Annotated in this window: 22 protein-coding genes and 1 tRNA gene; 13 read left to right on the top strand and 10 right to left on the bottom strand. The window is 58.2% G+C overall.

Annotation, left to right across the window (positions count from 1 at the left end; genetic code table 11):
* Positions 1-15: 15 nt before the first annotated feature.
* The 3 genes from HMPREF9697_RS09460 to HMPREF9697_RS09470 form a co-directional block, all read right to left on the bottom strand.
* Positions 16-954, bottom strand: coding sequence for a hypothetical protein (locus HMPREF9697_RS09460; RefSeq protein WP_002716977.1), 939 nt, complete (start codon positions 952-954; stop codon positions 16-18).
* A 74-nt stretch (positions 955-1,028) separates the two neighbouring features.
* Positions 1,029-1,469: a hypothetical protein gene (locus HMPREF9697_RS09465; protein WP_002716978.1), complete on the bottom strand. Its 441-nt coding sequence runs from the start codon at positions 1,467-1,469 to the stop codon at positions 1,029-1,031.
* A gap of 544 nt (positions 1,470-2,013) precedes the next feature.
* Positions 2,014-2,556, bottom strand: a complete 543-nt coding sequence (locus HMPREF9697_RS09470; protein WP_002716979.1) for a hypothetical protein — start codon at positions 2,554-2,556, stop codon at positions 2,014-2,016.
* Between the two features lie 152 nt (positions 2,557-2,708).
* Here HMPREF9697_RS09470 and HMPREF9697_RS09475 point away from each other — a divergent pair, with 152 nt between their 5' ends.
* The 7 genes from HMPREF9697_RS09475 to HMPREF9697_RS09500 all read left to right on the top strand — a co-directional run bounded on the left by HMPREF9697_RS09475 (position 2,709) and on the right by HMPREF9697_RS09500 (position 7,653).
* Positions 2,709-2,891, top strand: a complete 183-nt coding sequence (locus HMPREF9697_RS09475; protein WP_002716980.1) for a ribbon-helix-helix protein, CopG family — start codon at positions 2,709-2,711, stop codon at positions 2,889-2,891.
* Positions 2,884-3,324: a hypothetical protein gene (locus tag HMPREF9697_RS09480; protein WP_002716981.1), complete on the top strand. Its 441-nt coding sequence runs from the start codon at positions 2,884-2,886 to the stop codon at positions 3,322-3,324. Before HMPREF9697_RS09475 ends, HMPREF9697_RS09480 begins: the two co-directional genes overlap by 8 nt.
* 3 nt (positions 3,325-3,327) lie before the next feature.
* Entirely contained in the window at positions 3,328-5,457 is a 2,130-nt protein-coding gene (locus HMPREF9697_RS09485) for a phage tail family protein (RefSeq protein WP_002716982.1), read from the top strand.
* Positions 5,454-5,834, top strand: coding sequence for a hypothetical protein (locus HMPREF9697_RS09490; RefSeq protein ID WP_002716983.1), 381 nt, complete (start codon positions 5,454-5,456; stop codon positions 5,832-5,834). Before HMPREF9697_RS09485 ends, HMPREF9697_RS09490 begins: the two co-directional genes overlap by 4 nt.
* Positions 5,815-6,024 (top strand): hypothetical protein, encoded by a 210-nt coding sequence (locus tag HMPREF9697_RS20910; protein WP_002716984.1) that lies wholly within the window; start codon positions 5,815-5,817, stop codon positions 6,022-6,024. Before HMPREF9697_RS09490 ends, HMPREF9697_RS20910 begins: the two co-directional genes overlap by 20 nt.
* Before the next feature lie 144 nt (positions 6,025-6,168).
* Positions 6,169-6,351: a hypothetical protein gene (locus HMPREF9697_RS09495; protein WP_002716985.1), complete on the top strand. Its 183-nt coding sequence runs from the start codon at positions 6,169-6,171 to the stop codon at positions 6,349-6,351.
* Positions 6,352-6,516: 165 nt separating this feature from the next.
* Positions 6,517-7,653, top strand: coding sequence for a hypothetical protein (locus tag HMPREF9697_RS09500; RefSeq protein WP_002716986.1), 1,137 nt, complete (start codon positions 6,517-6,519; stop codon positions 7,651-7,653).
* On the opposite strand, the gene HMPREF9697_RS09505 is transcribed toward HMPREF9697_RS09500, so the two are convergent.
* A complete protein-coding gene (locus HMPREF9697_RS09505; RefSeq protein ID WP_244597928.1) occupies positions 7,650-8,135 on the bottom strand; it encodes a hypothetical protein in 486 nt (161 codons plus the stop codon). The two genes, HMPREF9697_RS09500 and HMPREF9697_RS09505, sit on opposite strands and share 4 nt — an antisense overlap.
* 133 nt (positions 8,136-8,268) lie before the next feature.
* Between HMPREF9697_RS09505 and HMPREF9697_RS09510 the strand changes: the two genes are divergently transcribed.
* Together HMPREF9697_RS09510 and HMPREF9697_RS09515 are read left to right on the top strand one after the other, a co-directional pair.
* The gene (locus tag HMPREF9697_RS09510; RefSeq protein WP_002716988.1) at positions 8,269-8,484 is read left to right on the top strand and encodes a hypothetical protein; all 216 of its coding nucleotides are present in this window, start codon (positions 8,269-8,271) and stop codon (positions 8,482-8,484) included.
* A gap of 93 nt (positions 8,485-8,577) precedes the next feature.
* Positions 8,578-9,897: an ATP-binding protein gene (locus HMPREF9697_RS09515; RefSeq protein WP_040307885.1), complete on the top strand. Its 1,320-nt coding sequence runs from the start codon at positions 8,578-8,580 to the stop codon at positions 9,895-9,897.
* Positions 9,898-9,993: 96 nt separating this feature from the next.
* Here the strand turns inward: HMPREF9697_RS09515 and HMPREF9697_RS09520 are convergent.
* Positions 9,994-10,068, bottom strand: a tRNA-Glu gene (locus HMPREF9697_RS09520).
* Positions 10,069-10,131: 63 nt separating this feature from the next.
* Positions 10,132-10,467: a hypothetical protein gene (locus HMPREF9697_RS09525; protein WP_172583895.1), complete on the bottom strand. Its 336-nt coding sequence runs from the start codon at positions 10,465-10,467 to the stop codon at positions 10,132-10,134.
* Here HMPREF9697_RS09525 and HMPREF9697_RS09530 point away from each other — a divergent pair.
* Positions 10,466-11,497 carry an RluA family pseudouridine synthase gene (locus HMPREF9697_RS09530; RefSeq protein WP_002716991.1) on the top strand — a complete coding sequence of 344 codons (1,032 nt, stop codon included), beginning with the start codon at positions 10,466-10,468 and terminating at the stop codon, positions 11,495-11,497. The genes HMPREF9697_RS09525 and HMPREF9697_RS09530 overlap by 2 nt on opposite strands.
* 222 nt (positions 11,498-11,719) lie before the next feature.
* Positions 11,720-12,619, top strand: a complete 900-nt coding sequence (gene rpoH / locus HMPREF9697_RS09535) for an RNA polymerase sigma factor RpoH (RefSeq protein ID WP_002716992.1) — start codon at positions 11,720-11,722, stop codon at positions 12,617-12,619.
* 56 nt (positions 12,620-12,675) lie between these two features.
* On the opposite strand, the gene HMPREF9697_RS09540 is transcribed toward rpoH, so the two are convergent.
* Positions 12,676-13,092: a hypothetical protein gene (locus HMPREF9697_RS09540; protein WP_244597930.1), complete on the bottom strand. Its 417-nt coding sequence runs from the start codon at positions 13,090-13,092 to the stop codon at positions 12,676-12,678.
* Between the two features lie 375 nt (positions 13,093-13,467).
* Between HMPREF9697_RS09540 and HMPREF9697_RS09545 the strand changes: the two genes are divergently transcribed.
* The gene (locus HMPREF9697_RS09545; RefSeq protein ID WP_002716994.1) at positions 13,468-13,686 is read left to right on the top strand and encodes a hypothetical protein; all 219 of its coding nucleotides are present in this window, start codon (positions 13,468-13,470) and stop codon (positions 13,684-13,686) included.
* A gap of 74 nt (positions 13,687-13,760) precedes the next feature.
* Here HMPREF9697_RS09545 and HMPREF9697_RS09550 read toward each other — a convergent pair whose 3' ends face one another.
* The 3 genes from HMPREF9697_RS09550 to HMPREF9697_RS09560 all read right to left on the bottom strand — a co-directional run bounded on the left by HMPREF9697_RS09550 (position 13,761) and on the right by HMPREF9697_RS09560 (position 17,238).
* Positions 13,761-14,363, bottom strand: coding sequence for a formyltransferase family protein (locus tag HMPREF9697_RS09550; RefSeq protein WP_002716995.1), 603 nt, complete (start codon positions 14,361-14,363; stop codon positions 13,761-13,763).
* A gap of 2 nt (positions 14,364-14,365) precedes the next feature.
* On the bottom strand, positions 14,366-15,883 hold the full coding sequence (locus tag HMPREF9697_RS09555; protein ID WP_002716996.1) for a hypothetical protein: 1,518 nt from the start codon (positions 15,881-15,883) through the stop codon (positions 14,366-14,368).
* Positions 15,884-15,945: 62 nt separating this feature from the next.
* A complete protein-coding gene (locus HMPREF9697_RS09560; RefSeq protein WP_002716997.1) occupies positions 15,946-17,238 on the bottom strand; it encodes an adenylosuccinate synthase in 1,293 nt (430 codons plus the stop codon).
* Positions 17,239-17,473: 235 nt separating this feature from the next.
* On the opposite strand from HMPREF9697_RS09560, the gene HMPREF9697_RS09565 reads away from it, so the two are divergent.
* Positions 17,474-18,394, top strand: coding sequence for a DMT family transporter (locus tag HMPREF9697_RS09565; RefSeq protein WP_002716998.1), 921 nt, complete (start codon positions 17,474-17,476; stop codon positions 18,392-18,394).
* The last annotated feature ends 26 nt before the right edge of the window (positions 18,395-18,420 follow it).

Here is an 18,420-nt window from a genome sequence, read left to right on the forward strand (position 1 = left end):
CTCCGGAAATTGAAATCAGAATGAAATGTCAGCGCTGTATGAAATGACGGCGAGAACTGAAATGTCGGGGCGATGGAATACGCGATGGCCTTCGGCAACCAAGGCCTCAACGCAGGCGGCCTCAACGCGCTCCGCCGCATCAATTTCGGCATCGATCTTATCGAGCGCGGTTTGACGCTCTCGTGGCGACATCGGATTCGGAAAGGCCGCAGCGTTTACGTCGATAATTTCATCGAGCCTTTCAATAAGAAGATCACGATGGAGGAAGACGGCGAGCGCGGAAGCGTCGATTGGCTGATGAAGGTGAGAGCCAACACCGGCAACCGGCGGAAGGCGCGGCCAGCCAATTTCACCGCCGTGAAACATCGCTCCCACTTGCGGCACGCCCTGCGAAGCAATGCGTGCAACCTGATTGCGCATCGTCTTTTTAACGTGCGCCGCCGGAAGCGGTGCTTTTTCAATCTCGCGGCGACGGGCTTTCAGGTTGCTGACGTTCTCGCGAAAACGCGGAAGCGCATCAATCAAGTTGCGCTCACCTTTTGCCAAGACCAGTTCCGGCGTGGCAATTTCGGCAATCGCGTCCCCTCCCCGGTCAACCACTTGCATGAGGCGCGTGGCGGTGAGAACGGGCGGCGGAGCATCCGCTTCGAGACGTGATCGCTCCGCGCATAGAAGGTCTAACTTTCGCTGTTCCTCTGCAATAAACGCCCTCTGCTGATTGCGCGCAGACGCGCGCGGCCCGTGGACTTTGACGGTTTCGCTGTTCTCTGGATTTTCGCCCTCGAAATCCTTCAACGCTTTGGACTGCGCCGTGCGACGCAGAATATCTCGCTCTTGCTCGCGAATATCGCGGATGCGGCCGGTACGAATGCGTGCCTCCGCGATCCGCTCCGAGTCCTGAACTTTATGTCGGCTGATAATCGATAGTGCGCGAGGCGATAAAGTGGCGGTCATGAAAATTGCTCCGGTCTAATGGCCGCAGCAAACACAAACCGAAGATCGATGTCATTCGCAGAACAGCAAATTTGCTAAACCGCCTTGTACCCACGGCGGCGAAGTTCAGCGTTCACGGCCGCGTCTTTTGCTTTGATGGCATTCCAGAGGACGCTACACCCGTTCCCTGTTTTCAACCCGTAGCGACGAGAAGCTTCATGCAACAGCGTTGCGTTCGGCCGTGGAGCGCGGCCGATATCCCCGCCGTTGTCGATGTACCAGACAACGGCATCCGTCAAATTCTTTGTGCGGCCGGTTACGGGCTTAAGTCCCTTTCGAAGTGCGCGCCGGACAGCTTCTTGGAGGTGCAAGGGGGCATTGTTGATGAACAGGGCTTCGAGCAAAGACGGATCGCCTTCGGCTTCAAGCCGAAGTGCCTCCATCCACTCGCCGCTGTTGTCCACGCCGTCCATGCTCGGCATAGAACCACGCGGCAGCGCACGCAGTGACCAACGATTGGGCTGCCTCCCGTCCATGCCGGGACTCTGTCCGCTCGCCGATCTTCGGTCAGCTAACGAATGGTCGTCGTGATGCTCAACCTATTTACACTCTGAAATTAGGTTGATGGTTTCGGCAGGGTGCGAGGCTGTAGGCGTTGTAGGCAAACTTAGCCTCTATTGCTCTATAGGGAGCACGGATCAATCAACCTATTAAATTATAAATATATTGATTGATTGACTGATCCTCGTATGGGGAAAACGAGGCCTAGATAGCCTACAGAATAAAGTACACGATTTCAGAAGCTTATATTTTTCCAGACTGATTTTGTAGGCTACAAAGACCATTCAGGCTTGCCGGGCGCTCTATATTCCACCGGGACTAAACCAATTTATTCGTCGTCTTGGGTTGTGAGCGCGCGTTTCAAAAAATTTTTCGAACGCCCTGTAGCCTACAAACGCTCTGCCACAAGGTTCTTCCCGCAGAAAAAAGTTATGAGGGGACCACTCAGGCGCGTGGTGTCTCTATGAATCGAAGAAATTTTTTCGAGGGTACATAGGCCTCAACGCGCGCACCTCGCGGTCACTCTTGAAGCTCAGCACTATCGATATTACGCAGCAACTCCCCGACGTGAGAATTGAATCGGCGGTGAAGCGGATCAAGCTCGGCGAGAGCCCGCAGTGAGACGCCTCGCTGCTTTGAAAACACCACCGTCGTGCAGCATGTTCTAAACTCTTCGAGATACTCGCGTGCTTCATCGTCCAGAACTCGCGCTGATAGCAAAGATGCCCTTGCCTGCGCCTCGCGAAACCCCTCGCTAGTTTCCTCGGGTATAAGCTGTTTTTGCCAATTTTCGGGATCGCGGCGATAAGTGGTTTCGTCGCAATAGTTGGCGAGATAAGCCATTCTGCCCAAGCGATGCGCCACTTCTTGAAGCTCCAGCAACGTGGCACGCTGGAAATCATTTCGACGTTCGGAAATCTTATCGCGACGGATTTCGGCGCGAGCCTCCCGCTCTCTTCGCACAGTCCGTTTAAAGTCGATCCAATCGGATAGCGACTTCGTGCCGTAGCCCAACAGCAACGTCAGAACCGGAAACCAACTTGTCGTTGTGAAGTCAGCCATTTCGCCCCCGCCAGAAGCTCGCTCGAAATCCCCGCTGCGAAGCGTATTCCATTCGTTAGCTGACGCCAAAGCCCTTTTGTTCAACAATTGCTTCGTTGGCTGACTTCAAAACCGTCGCGTGCTGGAGTCCGTCCACGAACGGAGTTTGTCACATGGCGAAGAAAACGAAGCGAAAGCCAATTCATTTGAGCGAAGAGCGCATCGGCGTGCGCCTCCCGCGCACCCTTTTGCGCCAAGTGGACGTGCTCGCCGCCGAAACGCTTTGCCCACGCAGCTACGCAATCCGCCGCCTCATTATGCGCGGCCTTGAGCAGAAGGAGTCTATCAATGCGTGATCGCGCAAAAACCTATACCAGTCAGGAAATCATTCAAAATAACTTTGCTATCTTACCTGAGGCTCTAAAGCTTCGGGACAAGGTGTTGTGTTGTTTAGTGAAGGAGGCCCGGTCGCCGGAGACAGGCTGGCGAGAGCTCGGATTCGGCGAAAATTCTAGGAGTGGGTACCTCAAGCATTATCTCGCGCGCTACGCCAATCGAGACATCACTTATGGGGTGCCTTTTATTGCCTTGGGCGCGCCGGGGCTGAATTTGTCGATTGAGCACACTTTGATCGTGCATGAAGCGTACGGCCCCATCGGTGATGAACGTCCGCTCACGCGTGATCTGTTCACCATCGCATGGAATGATGACGGGTTTGTTCGCTTGGATAGCTTTGAGCGCACCGACGAGTGGGAATCGTATTTCCCTTTTCACAAGGCAAGGGGCTAACCGATGGCAGGCGGCGGTCGTACAATTACGCAGCGCATCGCGCTTGACGGCGGCGCGCAAGTCAAAACGGATTTGGAAGCCATCGGCGCGGCTGCAATGAAGGCGTTTGAAAAGCTCGCCGGTATCGGCGCGGCCAATAGCGCTTTGGGAAAGGTCGGATCGTCGGTCAATGAGCTTTCGAACCGTCTCCGCAAGCTCCAAGATGCGGGAGGCAATTTCGGCGGAGCCTTTGGTGGTTTCGCATCGCAAGTCTCGAGTCTGGGTGCGTCGCTCGGGATTCTCTCAAGCGTGTCCATCGGAGGCACGGTCGCGGCCTTCACTGCGCTGATTAATAAGGTTGGCGAGGCGCAGCGCCAGCTACAGAACACGGCCGACTCCTTGGGCGTAACTGCCGAACGTCTGCAAGCCTTGCAGGATGCGGCGTCGCAAGTCGGCATTGGCGGCGATCAGATCGCGCAAGCGCTCTCGAAGCAAATCGCCGCAATGACTTCGGCAAATCAGGCGAGCGTCCAATACGGCAAGGCCGTGGACGAACTGAAACGCAAACAGTCCGCCGGATTGATTACGCCGACGCAATACACGCAGGCACTCCGCGACCTTGACGCGAAGATGCAAGAGTCGACAAACACCTTTAAAAAGTTCGGCGTCGCCGTCTCGGATAACGGCGGCAAAACGATGCGCGACCCTATCAAGGTCTTCTTTGAGATGGGGGACGCCTTCAAAGGCATGAGCGACAACGTAGCCAAAGCTTCGGCCGCCCAACAGATTTGGGGCACGCGCAACGCGCAAGTGATCGCGCTCGCAAGCAAGGGCGCAAAGGGTATCGAAGACCTATCTCTTGCGGCGGAGCGCCTTGCGCCTTCACTCGACAAGGGCGCGGTCGCAGCTTTTCAGCGTGTCACGCTGGCGACCGGCAATCTTGGCAAGGCGGCGGAAGCGACCAAAAACCATATGCTCGCGGCTTTCGCGCCGTCCATTTCGACGATTATCGAGGCCTTCACGAATGTCATCGTGAACAGCCGCGCCGCATGGGTGAACTTCGCAAAGACGCTGGCCGATCAGGTGAAGCCCATCGTTGAAGACGTGGTGGCCGTCATCGAGGGCCGCGACAAGGACGTGAAGAACTCCTTCATCCTGAAAGCCCGCGACGCCGTTGTGGATTTCGCGAGCGCCGTACAAGGTGCGGTGGTCAATGTCATCGTCCCCGCATTTCAGGGCTTCCTTGGAATTCTGCAAATCGTCGCGGACGGAATTAACGCCGTCTTCGGCACGAAGCTCACAGGCGGCCAGCTTACCATTGTCGCCGTCGTCGGGTCGCTCTCCGGAGCATTCGGACTGCTTGGCAGCACCATTGGTGTGGTCGTCAGCGCCATCGGCGTATTGGTATCGATCTTTGGCGGTGCGGCCGTTGCGGCTGCGGCTGTTGGCGTCGCCATTGGCGCATTGATCGTGTCGCTTTCGACCAACTTGGGAAGTGTCAAGGACACGGCTACAGGTGTCTTTGCCGCAATTCCAGAACTCGCCAAGACCGCACTTGACGGAGTGGTGTCAGCTTTCAAGGCTGGATTCACCATTGTCGCAGGGCTTTTCGACGGCCTCTTGAACACGGCGAAGAGCGTTTTCAACGCAATCATGGCCGGTGTGCAGGCTGTTGCCAACGCGATCTCCGGAGTGATCGGTGGCAATAGCGGCGGCGGTGATAACGCTCCGGCTTTCGCGGACGGCGGCGCGGTTCGTGGACCCGGCACCGGCACGAGCGACTCTATCCGCGCTTGGTTATCAAACGGCGAGTATGTGCAGCCTACTTCTGCGGTCAACCGATACGGCCTCGCCTTCATGAACGCCATCCGGGCCGGGCGCATCGCCGTCAGCCGCGTGCGTGACCTCATGTCCGGCGTCGATTTCAGCGGCATTGGGGCTGTAATGCCTAACCGCGTGAGCTACGCGACCGGCGGAGCCGTGGCGCTCGCCGCGACGGGCGGCGGAATGCAGCCGGTTCATCTGCACGTTGGCGGTCAGGAGCATCCATTACAAGGATCACCCGACGTGGTGCGCAATCTCGTAATTGCGGCACAGAGCAAGAGCGCACGCTCCTCAGGTCGCAAGCCCACATGGTTCGGGGGTGGCAGATGAGCGAGTTCATTCCAAGCTTCGAGCTTCTGCCCGTTGTAACGCGCGGTTCAAAACTGATGGACCTCGCCGCGAAGAATATTCCGGCGATGGAATCGCATTCGGAAGCGGAGACGCTTGAATATCTAGCAACCTACGAGCGGGTCGTGGGCGTCTGGATCGATACGGAGCGCGGAAACAACGTCAATGTCAGGGCGTTGAAGGGACCGCCCGATGATGTCGAGGCGGTGGAAACTGCCATTCCGTGCAGGGATGAAGAAGACTCGCGGCGTTGGACAATCTTGCTCAATGCGCCCGCGCCTTCTTCGGCCATTCCCAACGATTTAACAATTCGGCTTATTTCAAAAGAAGGGATTAAAAATGGCACCGACAAAAAGTGAGATTCGTCGCGTCAAAGCGGCTCGCGCTCGCGCGACCACGGCACTTGCACAAGCTTTTATGATTGTAGGCTTGAACGCTGACAAGGCTTACGAGTTTGCCGCTACGCGGATTGATGATGCTGTCTTTGATGTTGATGTCGGGCTTCAAGACATCGGAACGCTGTTGCACGCGAGCAGTTCGCGGAAATAGAGACGCCGTTTCCGCAAACGAACGAGAACTACGCAAAAATTGCGTAGTTATGCCTGCGGCACAGTCACTTTTTGAATTTTTAAGTATGGACTCCACAAAATTTCTATGCCTCATAATGAGGTGACGGGGTTTGAAGGAGCAAAAATGGCGAAGCGGACGAAGAAGTACAAGGAGGCGCAGTTGGCTTTCGGGCTGGCGCTGATTGATTTTGCGAATCGCGGAGGAGATGCCGAAACTGCGTGCGCGATACTTAACGGGCGTCCTGACGAAGAAAAAGGAGCTAGTCGGCTTTTCGCGATAGCGCGCGAATTGCGGTCGACCGTGTGAGCCGTCTTCGCAATTGGCTTCGAACGATATGGCGCGGTGAGCCTTTGAAGGCTCCCGCGTCGGAAAAATTTCTTTTTACCGTACCCGATGAATCAACAGCCTTTGCATTGTTCGGTGCTGATTGGCGGAAGCACGCAAAAATCGTTTCGAGTAGGAGTAATTTCAATGAAGATGGCTTTCACCCACCCGAGTCAAATCGACGCCATTAGGCGTAAGGACAAGCGCGAGCGTGAGAACCACGCGAACCTCAAGCGCATCGCTGCGGGCACGTCGGCACCGGAAGTTAGTTCTCGGATCGCGCCGTATGGATTGAACCGCCCTCACGAAGTGGTGGACTTCCCGTATCTCGCGCACAACGGCCCGGAAGATAAAAGCCCGAAAGAGAAGTGCATTTCGCTTGTGACCGGCGACCGCGTACCGGCGAAATTCGAGCAGGACTATATCGCGTATCGTGAGTATGCCGAAGCGTGCATCGCAGAGAAGTACGAGCCCTTTGGTGCCACGCCCATCCACTTCGATTTATACGCCATTGAACTGGGTAAAGACGGCAAGCACGCGTGGCGAGGCCGTGGAGCTTTTGACCCCTCATTCGTATGGGATATGGAACGCTTTCCCGACCGCCTTGGACGGATCGGCGCGACCTTGGCGGCGCGCGGCCTCTACATTGTGTTGGACGTGGTGCGGGACTGCAATCTAATCTGCGATGCCAGCGGCAAAGTTATTAGCTTCCGTGGTGCGGCATCCGATTACGATCTTACGGAAAAACAGCCGCGTGTCCGGCTTGTCGCCGATGGAGCGATTCGGATTCGCTGGGAGCAAAAGTCATTCGGCAAATGGATCACAAAAGCCATCGTCGCCCACAATGGCGAGGCGCTCCCGCCCGGTAAAGGTAAGCGTTACGCCGAGCGCGTGGAGCGCTATTCGAAATTGAAGGATTTGGACTACCGGCCGCATACGTTCGCAGTTTACGACATCAATTGTTCGGATAAGGGCGGCACGCAGTTCTACGCCATCGGCAAGGATAACCTTTGGCACCAATACGGCCGTTGCAAAGGCAACGCATTCACTGGCGACGAAAAGGCCGATGGCTTCGACTTGGATGGCTTCGGCGATCTTCCCGGCAGTCTCACCGCAGAACAGCTTGCGTTTTTGGATTGCCGTTTAGCCGCCCAAGGATTTGAGATCGCGTTGGTGCCGACCGAAGACGAAGACTTCAACGAAGAAGCGACAACACAAGCGGAGCTTCTTTCGCTGATGTCCGGATGCAACGTTTCAATCCCGGAGGGAATCGATTTCGGCTAACCGCGACCGGGCTTCGATTTCCAATTCGGCTTTTTCAGCGGTGGCAAATTCGCGGGCTGGTCGGGAAAGATGAACTCTTCACCGACCAGCCAGCGGCCTTCAAATTCCGCCCAAAATTGGATCGCCTCAAGCTGCACGGCGAATTCAAAAACGCACCAGCACCCTTCGCGCTGTATCCGCTCTCCCGTGCCGTCGAATGGAATTCGATTCATCTTGCAGACTGCGTCTATCCAATCCCACCGCCCGCGAATGTAGTCGTCTTTGAGCGCGACGTGAAACGGCCGCAGCCTTGACCAGCGATGCGGCGACGCTCCGCGTGGGTGAAAGCCGTGCCGCTGTTGCAGGAATTCAGGAATGCGCGTGATCGCCTTAGCGATCCGGCGGGCTTCATCGGACGTGAGATAGGAGTGATAGAACGGCACCCCTTTCAGATCGTCCCGGCACGGCACCACGGCGACCGTAACGCCGTTTGCGTCCTTCACGGCATAGGTGTCCGCATTCGGCCGCTCGGCCGTCCACGGTGGCGGAAAACGCCGTTGGGGACTCTTACTTGACTCTTCCATCGCTGAAGAACAAAATAAGAACACTCAAGATACGTCAACACGGAATATCATCATGTCAGCCCAGCCGGAGCCCGCCCCAGAGGCGGAGTCGGATCGATTAGACGCGGCCTGCGATCAGGCGATTGCGGCTTGCGGCGGCGATCTTCGCAGCACGATCCGCGCGCTGATTCTTGCAAACGAATATCTGGAATACGAACTCGCGACTCAGGTTTCGCAAGGCTACCTTCGCGGTGTGAAGCACGGGCGCTTCAATTGCTATTCGGGTTGATGTGGTGAGCCTGTGCGAAATGTACACTTATCCTTGACAAGCTAATTCCAGATTCACACGCTGAATAAGTTTTACATTAGGGCATTGTAAGAAATGACTATCGGAAAGCTTACTCGCGGAGAATTTGAGGCGACGTTACAGGCGCAATTATCCCCCACCACACCTATCCGCAGCCCAGAATTTTTACGCGGTCGAGACAAGATTCTTGAAGATATCCGCAGGGCCTTTGTGCAACCCGGACGGCATATATTTATTCACGGAGACAGGGGCGTCGGAAAAACGTCGCTAGCACAGACGGCAGCCATCGAGCATCAATCTTCCGATGGCGCGGCACTGTTCATTGGATGCGACAATTCCTCGACCTTCTATACTGTGGCGAGGAGCATCGCGCAAAAGCTAGTGGGGCAAGGAGACCCGACTGTAGCGAGGTCGAGCAGGACAGGAAAAATCTCGGGCGGATGGAAGGGGTTTATTTCTGCGGAAGCAAGCCAAACAATCGAGCGGGGAGCGGTCCCCGATATGAAGACGATTGACGAAACTGTTTCCATTCTCGGATATCTCGCCGAACAGCACTCCCAAAAGCCTGTGATAGTAATTGACGAATTTGAGCGCATTACTGAAGCAAGCGAACGGATGCTCTTCGCAGACTTCATCAAACAGATAGGCGATCAATCCGTACCAATCAAATTTGTCTTCTGCGGAATAGGATCGGCTTTAAGCGATTTGCTCGATGCGCACCACTCTTGTTATCGTTATCTGACGGCCGTTCCGCTGGAACGGCTCGCGCTGCATCCGTGCTTGGAGATCATTTTCTTTGCCGCAAAGGCACTTGGCATAACTGTCGAAGATACTTCGCTCTATCGCATCGCTCAAATCAGTGACGGGTTTCCCCACTACGTCCACCTGATGTCAGAGAAATTATTCTGGCAGGCGTTTGTGGACGAAAACGACGTAAAGCAGACGAACTCGACGCACTACACGACCGCTATCCGCGCCTCAGTTATCGACATCGAACCGCACCTAAAGGCGATGTATGAAAAAGCGTCCCTAAAATATAAGGCCGATTACGAGTCGGTACTTTGGGCTGTGGCTGACCACCATCAGCTAAAGCGTCGCAGTACAGATATCTATCAAAGCTACATCCGGATTCAGCGCAAGCGCGGAGAAGAGCCCTTACCGCGTGAGACATTTAACTCACGAATGAATTCGCTGAAACGCGCCAGCCATGCTTCTATTGTGAAGGGTAACAGAGCGGGTTGGTATGAATTCTCCGAAGCTGTCGTTCGTGGGTACGTTCGACTGCGCGCAGAAGAACAGGGAATTGTGCTCGGAAACGATCATCCCTTGGATGGTCGCAGCCCAGACTCACTCGCGAACCAACCGACTTCAAATATATTCAAGTCACGCGAGTGATCGGAGCAAAGGGCGAACAAACCGTTCCCCCGGACAGAGTATCCGGCGGGGGAAAATCCCTAAAGATATAATGATTTCAAATCTTTATTTTGACGTTGGCGCTCCCTAGGGGAATCGAACCCCTGTTTCAGCCTTGAGAGGGCCGCGTCCTAACCGCTAGACGAAGGGAGCGTTGGGGCAAGGGATAGCCGCCACGAGCACAATCCGCAAGATGCGAAAAGCCGATGCGTGAACTTAAGGCTCGGTGGCGAACCGGGCCCGGCCCAGCAATTTGAAGGTTTTGGCGTCGAAAGTGCGGATTTCGGTCGCCCCGCCGATATCCAGGGTTACGGCAATCCGGTCGTCCAGCGCTGCCGTGGAGACGATCCGGCTGCCTTTAGGCAGCATGATCGTGGCCTCGGTGGCGGATACAGTCCGGCCCTCACCGCGAAACAGCTTGTAGCCGATAGCGATGAAGACAGCGCCGATTCCCAGCGCCGTGGTCAGGCCCGCGATCAGCATCAGGCGCTTGAGCCGCGCCATCATGGCGGCCTGTTCAGGCGTGAGTTCGGCAGCTACATGTTCGGTCATGAACGAGTCTTCTTCACATCATCAGAGTGCGGAAAATACCGGCGAACGCCGCATTATCACAGCCGGTGCCGCGGGCAAATCGCAGCGGCTCGACCGCGTGCTCGCCGACCAGTTCGAGGACCTCTCGCGCACCCGCCTGAAGGCCCTGATCGTGGCCGGCCATGTCAGCATCGGCGGTGCTCCGATCCTCGATCCCGCCTATCAGGTCAAGGCCGATGAGACGATCATCATCGAGGTTCCGCCGGCGGTGCCGGCCGAGCCGGAAGGCGAAAACATCCCGCTCGATATCGTTTACGAAGACGACGATCTCCTCGTGCTTAACAAGCCCAAAGGGCTCGTGGTGCATCCGGCGGCGGGACATGAAACCGGCACGCTGGTCAATGCCCTCATTGCCCATTGCGGCGCAAGCCTTTCCGGCATCGGCGGCGTCAGACGGCCCGGCATCGTGCACCGGCTCGATAAGGATACCACCGGGCTCATGGTGGTGGCCAAGAACGACCGCGCCCATCAATCGCTGACAGCGCAGTTCGCCGATCACGGCCGCACTGGCGCGCTGCGGCGCGGCTACATGGCTTTTGTCTGGGGGGCACCATCGCGGCTGCACGGCACCATTGACCAGCCGATCGATCGTCACCCCTTCGCCCGGGAAAAAATGGCGGTGCGGCAGGGCGGCCGGCACGCCGTCACCCATTGGGAATTGCTGGAAAGCTTCGAGGGGCGGGACGGCAAGCCGATTGCCTCGCTGCTTGCGTGCCAGCTCGAGACCGGACGAACTCACCAGATCCGGGTCCATCTCGGCCATGCCGGCCATCCGCTGATCGGCGACGACGTCTACGGCTCGGGCTTCCGCACCAAGGCCAACCAGTTGAGCGCCTCCGCTAAAACAAGGGTGGCGGCCCTGGGTAGGCAGGCGCTCCATGCTTATCTCCTCCAGATCGAGCATCCGGCCACAGGAGAAATAATGGACTGGCAGTCGGGGCTTCCGGAGGATTTGGTTCTCCTGCAGGAAGCCCTTCGCGCGGCGCCTTGACGCAGTCCGATTGGAAAATATCTAATATTACAGATATTTAACTGCCGTCACGGCTTCGTGACCCCGTTTTGTTCTTCCCTTTTCGCTCCCCTCAGGTGTATGCTGCACCTGCGTGACGGAGATGTCCCGGCACGGAACATTGCAGCTCCGCTGGCTTTGACAAAGCAGCAGCCTGCCTGGCCCGCCGATGTCGGGGGCCTGAACAACGGAGGGCGCTACAACATGGCCCGTACAGCTACCCTGCCGGTTCTCAACGGAGAATCCGGCCTCTCCCATTATCTTGCCGAAATCCGCAAATTCCCCATGCTTGAACCGCAGGAGGAATACATGCTCGCCAAGCGTTGGCGCGAGCATGACGATCGGGATGCGGCGCATAAGCTCGTGACCAGCCATCTGCGGCTCGTGGCGAAGATCGCCATGGGGTATCGCGGCTACGGCTTGCCCATCTCCGAGGTCGTTTCGGAAGGCAATGTCGGCCTGATGCAGGCGGTCAAGCGCTTCGAGCCCGAAAAGGGGTTCCGTCTTGCCACCTATGCGATGTGGTGGATCAAGGCGTCGATTCAAGAATACATCCTGCGTTCGTGGTCGCTCGTGAAGATGGGCACCACCGCGAACCAGAAGAAACTGTTCTTCAACCTGCGCAAGGCCAAGAGCAAGATCTCGGCGCTGGAAGAAGGCGATCTGCGCGAAGATCAGGTGAAGCTGATCGCCAAGCGCCTCGGCGTCACCGAGCGCGACGTGATCGACATGAACCGCCGCCTTGGCGGCGACGCTTCGCTCAACGCGCCGATCCGCGACGATGGCGAGCCCGGCGAATGGCAGGACTGGCTGGTCGATACTTCGCCCAGCCAGGAAGCGGTGATGGCGGAGAGCGAGGAGTATGATCACCGCCGCAGCGCGCTGACCGGTGCGATGGGCGTGCTGAATCCACGCGAGCGTCGCATCTTCGAGGCGCGGCGGCTTGCCGAGGATCCGATGACGCTCGAGGATCTCGCTGCCGAGTTCGGCGTCTCGCGCGAGCGCGTGCGCCAGATCGAGGTGCGCGCCTTCGAGAAGGTGCAGGCTGCGGTGAAGAACACCGTGGCGCGTCAGGAACAGGCCGCGCTTGAAGCGGCCTACTGATACGCGGCCTCATCATCGAACAGATATGAAAGCCGGCGGAAACGCCGGCTTTTTTATCAGTAATAATCCTGCAAAAATTCCGAGAGCGAATCCGGATCGTAAATGTCCTTGCCGCCCAACGGGGCATTCAACATCGTCAGGGCATTGGTCTTGTAATCGGCCTCGACATCGTTAGGCGCAGCACCCAGCGGCTGCGACAGAATCGAGCGATACGAGAGGTAATTGTCCTTGCTGCCCACGAAAATGCAGACGCACCGTTTGGGGTCCGCAAACAGGTAGCGCGACACGCCTTTGGCGGTGTGAATCACAAAGCGATGCGGCGGCAAGGCGTGCAACGCCTTCTCTCCCTTGGGGCCATTCGCCAACTGCACCTTGAACCCGGCGGATGAGAGATAAAAATCATTCTTGTCCAGAAAAGAAAGACTGAGTTCTTCATCCGCGAGCAGCGGGCTACCCGACAGCAGCGAGATCAACCCGACCCCAAACGACAACCTTCGCGTTCTCGTGAAATTCATGAACTATCCTCCAGCCGGAACCGAAGATGGGCTCGGCTCACAGATCAATCAAGAGAAAATGAAAAGCCAACAAAAGCACTAGCTCTTTTGAACGCATATCGATTCTGAAGCGACTAATCGGCATCGCCTTATGCGTCGCACAAGATGTAGTGCGACAGACGGTAACGCTTCATCGGCAGTCATCACCGACACGCATGACAAAGCATGAAGAAAATATGAATTGAGGGATTCTGAATTCGCGCACGCCGATTTGTTTTCTTTCGTAGCCAACAGACTCACAACCGCCTCAATACACCTCAATGGTTCGCCCACCATTCAACCAAGGAGACGCGCATGATCAATCGTCCGCCGGAAACATTCAGCGCAGAAACCGTGGCTGCTTTACGCGAAGTGCTCAACATCGCCGTCACACAGATCGCCGAACAAAACAGAACGCCTGCGACAAAGGCCAAGATGGCCGAAACGATCGTACGGCGTGCAGCCGAAGGCGTCACCGATGCAGTCGATCTCGTGACGTTTGCGGTACGCGAGGGCGAAACGCCCGCGGCCTGATGCAGAAGGGTCGGTGAAAACTAAAATGCCCGGTCTCGCACCGGGCATTTTCATTTAGCTTACGCTTCGTTGGCTTATGCCTCGACCGGAGCCTTGATACGCGGCGCCTGTGTCGCGAACTGCTCGTCCTGCGGCTTGGACGGCAGCGAGCCGAACGCCTTGGCATGATCGATCACGCGCGCCATCAGTTTCAGTCCGAGAGGTGCGAGCGCACGCTCCCACAATTCCCGCGCAGTCTCGCCCTTCTTGACGAAGCACCATTCCTGCGCGGCGATAGCACCGCCATCCATCTTCTCCGCGAGATGATAGATCGTGCCGCCGGTAACGGGATCGCCTTCATTGATCGTCCATTCCACCGCGGCGATGCCACGATGCCGCGGCAAGAGCGACGGATGATAGCCGATGCCGCCGAGGCGGGAAGTCTTCAGCGCGTCCTGCGTCACCTTCGCATGGCTGTGCGCGGTGATGATCAGATCGGTACCCGGCGGAATCTCCGAAGCCTCGATCACCTTCGGGTGCGCCTGCACGTGAACATGAAGCCCCGCCGCACGACCGGCTGCGGCCAGACGATCATCGCCATCAGCGACGACCACGCCGGCAATCTCCACGCCATGGGCGAGAAGCATCTCGAGTGTTTTCACTCCGAAGTGGCGCGAACCGGCCAGCGTAATCCGCAAGGTTATTGTCCCCAGGCTGAGAAAGCTTCGTTGAAGATGCGCTCACCCGGAGCGCCCTTTTCGATCGACAGGATGGCGCGCTTGCCGTTGCCGTAGACGATCGGAATGTCGAGCGAGGTGCGTTCTTTCAGCACCTGAATGTTACGGGCGCGATCGACGTCGACGTTCGAAAGGCCGATCAGGAAGTAGCCGTCCTGCACCTTGACCGACGTCGCCGCGAGCGGCGTACCGCGCGGCTGGTCTGGTGACTTGGCGTAGACGCCCGGCACGTTGGCGATGGTGGTGCCAAAATCAGGGCCGACCGTGAACACGATCTCCATGGTGTGGCTGGTCGCCGGCATGGACGGGTCGGTGTTGCGCATGATCGTCACCGCAACCTTCATCTTGCGGTCGGGCAGTTCGACGTCAGCCTTGATCGCGGTATCCGGTTTCTGCTTTGGCGAGGCCGCAACCTGATCGAGACGCCAGACCACGGTGCCGACGGTCTGCTTGCCCTGCGGATCAGAGGGATCCTCTTCATACAGGATGGCGCGCTGCGCGACCTGAGCCACCTGCTGGTTGGAATCCTGCTGCCCGACGCGGTCGGTAATCTTCGGCCGGACGCCGGTGTCCGGGTTGGTCGTGTTCTGCGTCGTGCTCTGCTGCGACGGCTTGAACATCGACTTCATCGAGCCGCCGAACTTCTGGTACCCCAGAATGCCGCCGCCGATCAGGATGAGCGCAAGGCCTGCGAACAGCACACTCTTGAGCGGGAAGCCGCTGCGCACCTTGTCCGAACCGGTACGCCGGCTTTTGGCGGCGAGCTCATGATCGGTGAGCTCCTCATAAGATTCGTCATCGGGATAGCCGGCATACGCGCCGCGCTGCTCCATGTCGGGCTCGGAGCGTTCGAACTCCGGCGTCGGCGAGGAGACGTTGGCGAACGTCTTGCGTGCCGAACGATTGGCCTGCGAGGCGGCGCGGCCGAGCTCATCGGTATCGGCGACGACATCGCGGAAGCCGCGCGTTCCGACACCCGCCTGCGGCGGGCGGCCCTGCCCTCCTGGAGGATGCGGCTGGCCGGGAAACGAATCCGGTGCGCGGGGCGGGCGACCCGGCTCGCGCGGACGATCTTCATAAGGTGGTGGCGGCGTATCGCCTCGCGACAGAGTCGGGCGCGGTGCCGGAGCACCAGGCTGCGCGGCACGTGCACCGGCCGCGGCGCGGGCGCTGTCACGCAAAATATCCCCACGGCGTGGGCCTTCGCGGTTGGGCCCTTCGGGCCGACCGCGCGGCGGCTCGGACCGATTCGATTCTCCCCGCATGCGATGGGCGGCTTCCGCCTCAACCTTGCGCACGGCTTCTTCCAGCGCCAGCCGCTCGCGGGTGATTTCGGCTTCGGTGAGAGGGGGCTGAACGCCGCGCAACTGGGCGATCAGCGCGGTGCGGGCGCGCTCATACAACGCGCGCCGACTTTCCCCTGAAGCGTTGGGATCGAGGCCGGAGACGGCACGCGCGATGAGGGGATAATAATCAGCCATTCTTGTTCAGCCGGCGAACCCTTTACACAACCCCATTGCCGAGGCGCATGCTTGTCGCGAAATCATGCCTCGAATGGATTTTGCACCAGAATAGTATCTTCGCGTTCGGGGCTCGTGGAAAGCAGGGCAATCGGACATCCCACGAGTTCTTCCACACGCCGCACATATTTAATCGCCTGCGCCGGGAGGTCGGCCCACGAACGCGCGTTCGCGGTCGGCTCCTGCCAGCCCTCGATGGTCTCATAGATCGGTTTGACCCGCGCCTGAGCCCCCTCGCCTGCCGGCAAATGGTCGATCTCTTTACCATCGAGCTCGTAACCGACACAAATCTGGATGGTTTCGAAGCCATCGAGAATGTCGAGCTTGGTCAAGGCAAGACCGTGGATGCCGCAGGTGCGAACCGTCTGACGGACCAGCATCGCATCGAACCAGCCGCAGCGACGCTTGCGGCCGGTATTGACGCCGAACTCGCGCCCGCGCTGGCCGATCAGTTCGCCGGTCGCGTCGGTCAGTTCCGTCGGAAAAGGGCCCATGCCGACACGCGTGGTGTAGGCCTTGCAGATACCGAGCACATAACCCAGCGCGCTCGGCCCCATGCCTGAGCCGGTCGCAGCCTGCGCCGCCACCGTGTTGGAAGAGGTCACGTACGGATAGGTGCCGTGATCGACGTCGAGCAGCGCACCCTGCGCGCCCTCGAACAGAATACGTTTGCCCTCGCGGCGCTTGTGGTCGAGCAAATTCCAGACCGAATCCGCATAAGGCAGAACATGCGGCGCGATCTGCGCGAGATCTTTCAAAACCTCGCCCGCATCGATCTCCTTGAGCGAAAGGCCCCGGCGCAGCGCATTATGGTGCGTCAGCAGACGGTCGATCTTGTGCGGCAGGGTCTGCGGATCGGCGAGATCCATCAAACGAATAGCGCGGCGGCCGACCTTGTCTTCATAGGCCGGGCCGATGCCGCGCTGGGTGGTACCGATCGCGGTCGCCTTGCTGGCGTTCTCACGCACGGCATCGAGCTCGCGATGCAGCGGCAAAATCAGCGTGACGTTCTCGGCAACGCGCAGATTGTCGGGAGATACCGCGACGCCCTGCTCTTTCAGTCGTCCGACTTCCGTGACGAACGCCTGTGGATCGAACACCACGCCGTTGCCTATGACCGACAGTTTCGACGAACGCACCACGCCGGATGGCAGCAATGCGAGTTTGTAGGTCTCGCCGTTGATGACAAGTGTATGGCCGGCATTGTGCCCGCCCTGAAAACGAACGACGATGTCAGCCTGCTCAGAAAGCCAGTCGACGATCTTGCCTTTCCCTTCGTCGCCCCACTGAGCGCCGACGACCACGACATTAGCCATTGGGGTAAGCCATTTCCGGAAGCATCCTCACGTTCATCTCAAGCAGCCGGACATGGCTGCGCCTACCGGCAGGAACGCTCGCATGCCAGGCCACCACCCGATAAAGGATGATGGGATATGACGCAAGCAAAACAGGCTTTTGACCGGGCCATGACCCTCTCCACAAACTATTGATATCCCCATCTAAATCGCAATATCGCCGAAATCCTGCCGCCACACTGGTACCGCCGCCGAAATGACCCCGCCCAAGCCGCCTTTCCTGTCGCTCCGCCTGATGGAGCGCCCCTATCTGCTGCTCTGTCTCACCATGCTGTTCTGGGCCGGAAACATCGTGATCGGCCGCTATGCTGCGGGCCAGATTCCGCCGATGGCATTGTCGTACCTGCGCTGGCAATTGGCATTCCTGACGCTGTTACCGTTTGCCTGGTCGGACCTCGTCGAGGACTGGCCCGTCATCCGCCAGAACCTTGGCCCGATGATCGTGCTGTCCTTCACCGGCGTCGCGACATTCAACACGCTCGGCTACTGGAGCCTGCAATACACCACCGCGCTCAACGCGCTGCTGCTGCAATCATCCGGTCCGCTCTACGTGGCCCTGTTCGCGCTGGTGTTGTTCAACGTCCGCCTGACATGGATGCAGGCATTCGGCATCGTGATTTCGCTGATGGGCGTGCTGACCATCATCCTGCAGGGCCGGCTTTCGGCGCTATTGCAGATTCACTTCAACAAGGGCGACATCGGCTATACCGTGGCGCTGTTCGTCTTCGGCTTTTATTCCGCACTTGCTTCACGGCGGCTGGCGCTGAAGCAACTCTCCTTCCTTGCATTCAACTGCGGCGTCGGCTCGCTGTTCATCCTGCCGCTGTTTTTGTGGGAGATGTCCACGGGACGTGTCACATCGCTGAACGCCCACACCATTCCGGTTCTCGTCTATGTCGCGATCTTCCCCTCGACGCTTGCCTATCTATTTTACAATCGCGGCATCGAGTTGATCGGCGCCAACCGGTCGGCACCGTTCCTGCATCTCATTCCCGTGTTCGGGTCGGTGATGGCGATCGGACTGCTTGGCGAGGAGCTTCACCTCTACCACATCGTTGGCTACGCGCTGGTATTCGCCGGTGTGGTGATCGCCGCGCGCAAGCCGAAGCAGGCCTGAACAAAAAACGCCGCGGACAAAGCCGC

It is taken from the genome of Afipia felis ATCC 53690, from assembly GCF_000314735.2.
GTDB lineage: Bacteria > Pseudomonadota > Alphaproteobacteria > Rhizobiales > Xanthobacteraceae > Afipia > Afipia felis.

Excerpts from the sequence above, each read along its gene's own strand:
- HMPREF9697_RS09565 (WP_002716998.1), top strand. The coding sequence starts at position 17,474 with ATGACCCCGCCCAAGCCGCCTTTCCTGTCGCTCCGCCTGATGGAGCGC.
- HMPREF9697_RS09530 (WP_002716991.1), top strand. The coding sequence starts at position 10,466 with ATGAACGAGTCTTCTTCACATCATCAGAGTGCGGAAAATACCGGCGAA.
- HMPREF9697_RS09490 (WP_002716983.1), top strand. The coding sequence starts at position 5,454 with ATGAGCGAGTTCATTCCAAGCTTCGAGCTTCTGCCCGTTGTAACGCGC.
- HMPREF9697_RS09560 (WP_002716997.1), bottom strand. The coding sequence starts at position 17,238 with ATGGCTAATGTCGTGGTCGTCGGCGCTCAGTGGGGCGACGAAGGGAAA.
- HMPREF9697_RS09475 (WP_002716980.1), top strand. The coding sequence starts at position 2,709 with ATGGCGAAGAAAACGAAGCGAAAGCCAATTCATTTGAGCGAAGAGCGC.
- HMPREF9697_RS09485 (WP_002716982.1), top strand. The coding sequence starts at position 3,328 with ATGGCAGGCGGCGGTCGTACAATTACGCAGCGCATCGCGCTTGACGGC.
- HMPREF9697_RS09495 (WP_002716985.1), top strand. The coding sequence starts at position 6,169 with ATGGCGAAGCGGACGAAGAAGTACAAGGAGGCGCAGTTGGCTTTCGGG.
- HMPREF9697_RS09480 (WP_002716981.1), top strand. The coding sequence starts at position 2,884 with ATGCGTGATCGCGCAAAAACCTATACCAGTCAGGAAATCATTCAAAAT.
- HMPREF9697_RS09465 (WP_002716978.1), bottom strand. The coding sequence starts at position 1,469 with ATGGACGGGAGGCAGCCCAATCGTTGGTCACTGCGTGCGCTGCCGCGT.
- HMPREF9697_RS09525 (WP_172583895.1), bottom strand. The coding sequence starts at position 10,467 with ATGACCGAACATGTAGCTGCCGAACTCACGCCTGAACAGGCCGCCATG.
- HMPREF9697_RS09470 (WP_002716979.1), bottom strand. The coding sequence starts at position 2,556 with ATGGCTGACTTCACAACGACAAGTTGGTTTCCGGTTCTGACGTTGCTG.
- rpoH (WP_002716992.1), top strand. The coding sequence starts at position 11,720 with ATGGCCCGTACAGCTACCCTGCCGGTTCTCAACGGAGAATCCGGCCTC.
- HMPREF9697_RS20910 (WP_002716984.1), top strand. The coding sequence starts at position 5,815 with ATGGCACCGACAAAAAGTGAGATTCGTCGCGTCAAAGCGGCTCGCGCT.
- HMPREF9697_RS09460 (WP_002716977.1), bottom strand. The coding sequence starts at position 954 with ATGACCGCCACTTTATCGCCTCGCGCACTATCGATTATCAGCCGACAT.
- HMPREF9697_RS09545 (WP_002716994.1), top strand. The coding sequence starts at position 13,468 with ATGATCAATCGTCCGCCGGAAACATTCAGCGCAGAAACCGTGGCTGCT.
- HMPREF9697_RS09510 (WP_002716988.1), top strand. The coding sequence starts at position 8,269 with ATGTCAGCCCAGCCGGAGCCCGCCCCAGAGGCGGAGTCGGATCGATTA.
- HMPREF9697_RS09500 (WP_002716986.1), top strand. The coding sequence starts at position 6,517 with ATGAAGATGGCTTTCACCCACCCGAGTCAAATCGACGCCATTAGGCGT.
- HMPREF9697_RS09555 (WP_002716996.1), bottom strand. The coding sequence starts at position 15,883 with ATGGCTGATTATTATCCCCTCATCGCGCGTGCCGTCTCCGGCCTCGAT.
- HMPREF9697_RS09515 (WP_040307885.1), top strand. The coding sequence starts at position 8,578 with ATGACTATCGGAAAGCTTACTCGCGGAGAATTTGAGGCGACGTTACAG.